The 4,957-nt window shown below is 65.3% G+C and carries 4 protein-coding genes; 2 read left to right on the forward strand and 2 right to left on the reverse strand.

All coding sequences use genetic code 11. The features are described 5' to 3' along the window. Positions 1-191: 191 nt before the first annotated feature. Together QZ269_RS11995 and lptB are read right to left on the reverse strand one after the other, a co-directional pair. Entirely contained in the window at positions 192-2,024 is a 1,833-nt protein-coding gene (locus QZ269_RS11995; protein WP_291426942.1) for a DUF3084 domain-containing protein, read from the reverse strand. A 14-nt stretch (positions 2,025-2,038) separates the two neighbouring features. Beyond that, on the reverse strand, positions 2,039-2,791 hold the full coding sequence (gene lptB / locus QZ269_RS12000; RefSeq protein ID WP_367272293.1) for an LPS export ABC transporter ATP-binding protein: 753 nt from the start codon (positions 2,789-2,791) through the stop codon (positions 2,039-2,041). A gap of 191 nt (positions 2,792-2,982) precedes the next feature. Here lptB and QZ269_RS12005 point away from each other — a divergent pair, with 191 nt between their 5' ends. After that, positions 2,983-4,149 (forward strand): phosphopentomutase, encoded by a 1,167-nt coding sequence (locus QZ269_RS12005; RefSeq protein WP_291426943.1) that lies wholly within the window; start codon positions 2,983-2,985, stop codon positions 4,147-4,149. 35 nt (positions 4,150-4,184) lie between these two features. Then, positions 4,185-4,859, forward strand: coding sequence for a hypothetical protein (locus tag QZ269_RS12010; RefSeq protein ID WP_367272292.1), 675 nt, complete (start codon positions 4,185-4,187; stop codon positions 4,857-4,859). Positions 4,860-4,957 lie beyond the last annotated feature (98 nt).

The following is a 4,957-nucleotide window of genomic DNA, read 5'->3' on the forward strand; positions in this document are numbered from 1 at the left end:
TCGTCGCGCCGCATCCGACCAGCAGCAGGGTACTCAGGACGCTGGCGGTGGTCCAGCGAAAGAGGGGCCGGGGCCGGGCAATGGCTCGCATATACCCCGAGTTTAGCGGCGCAGCATGAGGGCCATAAAAGTCAGTCACTCTACTGGGCACAAAAAGTCACCAACAACGTGCGCTTTTTGTGCCCACTGCTCTAGGGCAACACGGCGTACAGATCGACCCGCGAGGCCGGTTTCACGTCGTCACGGGCGGCCAGGCCAACCACCACCGGCCCGGTGCGCCCGCTGAGTTTGGTAAGCAGGCTGGCGAATTCCGTGACATCCAGCCCCTGATTATCGATGTAGTCGGCGGGCACGCCCCGGCTGGTCAGGTCGAGCACCGTATCCTGCACCAGCTCGCTGATCTGGGCCTGGGCCGAGTTACTGCCCCGGTTGCCCACCGCCGCGTTGCCCGGCATGTTGATCGTGACGCGGCGGATGATCTGTCCACCCCGGTACAGCACCGTGTTTGGTTTGGCGTCACAGCTGAGGTCCACCGGAAAGCCCACAGAACTGTTCTGGGTGGCGCGGCACAGCACGAAACTGCTGGTGTTCAGCCCGCGCAGTTTGGTTTCCAGCGCGGTGCGGCTGGCCCTGTCGAGCCTGACCGCCGCGCCCTGATCGTTGCCCTGTGCGCCGCGTGCCTGGGCTGCCTGGGCCGCGTAGACCAAAAAGGTATCCAGGTTACGCACGCTGGGCACCACTCCGGCATACACCAGCTCGTTCTTGGGGTAGGCCAGGTCAGCGTTACGGCTAACACTCAGTTCGGTGGTGGTGCTGCGGTACTGACTCCGCAGCAGGTCGAGCGACTGCCGGGTGCCGGCCAGCTGCTCTGCTAGGGCGGCATTGCTGCTACGCAACTGCTTTTGCTGCGCCTTGAGCGCCCCCAGGTCGCTGCGAACCTGGTCGCGCTCACGCGTGGCCTGGGCACGCTCCTGAATCAGTTGGTCGCGCTGGGTGCTCAGGCGATCACGCTCGGCCTGCGCGGCCCGCTGCTGCTCCTGCGCGGCGCGGCTGGCGGCCAGGGCGCTGTCGCGGGCCTGCGCGGCTTGCTGCTGCGCCGCCAGAGCGCTCTGGGCTGCCTGCCGGGCGCGGCTGAGCTGAGCTTTGGCAGCACCGAGGCGATTTGAGAGGTCGGTCAGTACGGCCCGTTGCGCGGCGACCTGGGCCTGGGCCTGCTGCTGGGTCTGCGCCGCTTTCTGGCGGGCCTGCTCGGCGCGGGCCTGGGCCAGCTGCGCCTGTTGCTGCACCTGCTGGGCCTGCCACTGCGCCTGCTGAGCCTGACGCTGTGCCTGCGCCGCCCTGACCTGGGCCGCGTCCGATTGACGCTGCGCTTCGGCGGCGCGGGCCTGGGCCGTCTGGGCTTCTTGCTCGGCGGTGGCGCTACGCAGACTCAGGTCAAGCACCTGGGCGTCGAGTTTCTGGGCGCGGGCCTGGCTGGCTTTCAGGGCCTGTTCGGACTGGATCAATTTGGCGCGGCTCTGGGCGGCTTGCCCTTCCAGCGACTTTTTCAGGAGAGTCAGGTCACCGACCCGCTTCTGCAATTCGGCCCGCTGCGCTTCGACTTTTTTCTGGCTGGCCTGCGCCGCGCTCAGGCTGGCGCGGGTCGCCTGCAATTCCTGCACGGCCCGCGTGCGCTCCCCGACCATCTGCGCGGCGTCCTTGCGGGCAGCGTCGCGTTCAAGCTGCACGGCGTCAAGGTCTTTTTGCACCGAGGCCACTTCCCTGTGCAGCGCCTCGATCTGCGGGCGCAGCTGGTCGGCCTGGGCAATGGTGCTTACGGCGCTGCGGTTAAGCAGCAAAAACGCCGCCAGACTCGCCGCGCTGATGCCCATACCCGACAGCACCGCCACGATGGTGGCTGTTTGCTTGGGCCGCAACCCAAACCAGCGCATATGCTTGCGCCCGACCTTCTTGGCGATCTTGTCGGCGGCGTAAGCCACCACGCCCGAGACCAGCAGCACGAAGGGAGCGAAAAGCCACAGCACGCCGTCAATTCCCCTTAAAGCTCGAAATCGTCGCCGAGGTAATGCCTGCGGGCGTCTTCGTCCTGGGCAAATTCCTGGGGCGTACCCTCGAAACCCACGTGCCCATCGAACATCAGGTACACGCGGTCACACAGCGCAATTGTTTCACGCACGTTGTGGTCGGTGATGAATACGCCGATGCCCCGGCGGTCGCGCAGTTCCAGGATCAGGCGCTGAATGTCGCGGATGCTTTTGGGGTCCACGCCGGTAAAGGGTTCGTCCAGCAGCAGATAATCGGGGTCGGTGGTCAGGGCGCGGGCCAGTTCCAGGCGGCGGCGCTCCCCGCCCGACATCTGGTACGCCTGACTGCCTGCCAGGTGCGTCAGGCCAAATTCGGCCAGCAGCGCGTCGGCCTTGGCTTCCTGCTCGGCGCGGCTCAGCTTCTGGTATTCCAAAATCGCCAGCAGGTTGTCGCGGGCCGACATTTTGCGAAAGGCACTGGGTTCCTGCGGCAGATACCCTAGCCCCAACCGCGCCCGCTCGTGCATGGGCAGGCGGGTCACGTCGCGTTCGCCTATGCGAATCTGCCCGCCCCCGGGCCGCACGAAGCCCACCAGCATGTAAAAAGAGGTCGTCTTGCCCGCACCGTTGGGGCCGAACAGTGCCACGATTTCGCCGGGCCGCACCTCAAAATTCACGTCGCGCACCACCGTCCGCTTGCCGTAGGTCTTGGTCAGGTGCGAGGCCACCAGTTCCGGGCGGCCAGCTGCCAGTTGGCCAGTTCCCAGTTGGCCGCCTGCCGGGAATCCAGGTGTCTGCGCGGCCCCAGTCGGCGTCGGTGGGAGGGGCGGCGTGGGGGCGGGCGAAGTCACCCACACAGGCTAGCACGATCAAATCAGGGGTCTGTGAGCCGAATGACAGCCGGATTACAGCGGGCGCTCGGGCTTCAGGTTTTGCACGGGGGCTTTACACTGAGGCCATGCTCGTGACGCTTATCGTGCTCGATTCCGTAGGAGTTGGGGAACTGCCGGACGCCGCCGCCTTCGGGGACGCGGGTGCCCACACCATTAACCACACCCTGCGCCAGGCCCCGGCGAGTCTGCCCCACTTGCGCGGCCTGGGCCTGGGCCGGATTCCGACTGTGGAAGTTGGTGCCTCTGGCGCAGAGGTTCGGGGCGGCTATGGCCGAATGCGCGAGGTCAGCCCTGGCAAGGACACCAGCACCGGTCACTGGGAATTTATGGGCGTGCAGCTAGAGCACCCTTTCCAGATTTTCCCGGACGGCTTTCCGCCCGAAGTGATGGACCGGTTCGACGCTGCCACGGGCCGTGGTCACCTGTGCAATAAGCCTTACAGCGGCACCGACGTGATCCGCGATTACGGTGAGGAACACCTGAAAACCGGCTGGCCCATCGTGTACACCAGCGGTGACAGTGTGTTTCAGATTGCCGCCCACGAGGATGTGGTGCCGCTTGAACAGCTGTACGAGTGGTGCGCGGCGGCCCGTGAACTGCTTCAGGGTCAGTACGCCGTGGCCCGCGTGATCGCCCGACCTTTCCGGGGAACTTTTCCTTTCGAGCGCGCCAACGAGCACCGCCGCGATTTCAGCCTGGTGCCGCCCGAAACGGTGCTGGACATGGTCAAGGCGACGGGGCAGGCGGTGGTCGGCATCGGCAAGATTCCCGATATTTACGCGCACCGGGGTTTTACCGAGGAAATTCATACCGACGACAACGCCGACGGAATCCGCAAGACGCTGGCCCGGATGCGGCGGGCGCAGGCCGAGCAGACCTCGGGCCTGATCTTTACCAATCTGGTCGATTTCGACGCCAAATTCGGACACCGCCGCGACGCCACGGGCTACAGCAAGGCCCTCGCTGAATTCGACGCCGCGCTGCCTGAACTCATGGCTGCCGTCGGGCCAGATGGGTTACTGCTTATCGTCAGTGACCACGGCAACGACCCGACCTGGCGTGGCACCGACCATACCCGCGAATATGGGCTGTTGCTGGCCTACCGCCCCGGCATGACCGCCACCGACCTTGGCGAGCGCGAAACCTTTGCCGACATCGGCGCGACGGTGGCGCAGGCGCTGGGGGCCGAGTGGAAGGGGCCGGGTGAAAGTTTCTGGACACGCCTGAAGTAAGTAGGAGTGACACGCCTAAAGTAAGTCGGAGTGAAGTGGGCGAGGCGAAGACGTCCAGGTCGGCTGCCAGCATTCTGGTGCCTGAACAGTTTTCCATGACCCTGAGCCTCGGCGGACGCTGGGCCGGGGAACAGAGCTGGAGCTTGCAGGTCGAGCGCGGCGTGTTGACGACGCGGGTACAGACCGATTTTGGCGGGGTGCTGCCTGAAATTCGCAGGATGCAGCAGAGCCGGATGAATCTGGAATCACTGGAAAGCCTAAGCTATCAGGAGGGCGATGGGCGGGGCCGGGCCAGTTTCGAGACGGTATTCGACCGGGAGCGCGGCCTCCTGACGCTGCGCCAGGGCCGCGACGAGACGGTGGCTCCGCTGACCACCGAGCACCACGACCCGCTGAGTCTGGTGCTGTGGCTGCGAACCCTGGAGGGCGAGCAGCGGGCCACGGCTCAGCTTACCGGAGGCCGCGCCCTGATTCAGCGCCTGCCGGATACCGATCTGCCAGGCCCTGGTCTTGCGGGTACCGACAGTGAGGGAGAAGCCTGCGCGACTTACTTTTTGCGGCCTGGTAATGCTTACGTCTACATTGCTCAGACGCCTGCGCGAACGCTGCTGCGTATGATTCAGCCGACCGATTTCGGGCTAATCGAAGCCAATCTGACCAGGTCCGTCGTCCGGCGCACCCCGGATCGCAGCCGCCGTCGCCGCGCCTGAACGCGCAAACCTGTTGCTCCAAACTGAACGACCCTGCACTGAAAGTGCAGGGGTTCGGTTGCGGCTAAAGCCGCCTTCAATCCTCCAGAATAAACGTC

Origin of the sequence: Deinococcus sp. (assembly GCF_018260405.1) — a bacterium.
Taxonomy (GTDB): Bacteria; Deinococcota; Deinococci; order Deinococcales; family Deinococcaceae; genus Deinococcus.

What these genes read in the sequence shown, in the direction of transcription:
- QZ269_RS12005 (WP_291426943.1), top strand. Translation starts at nt 2,983, where the DNA reads ATGCTCGTGACGCTTATCGTGCTCGATTCCGTAGGAGTTGGGGAACTG.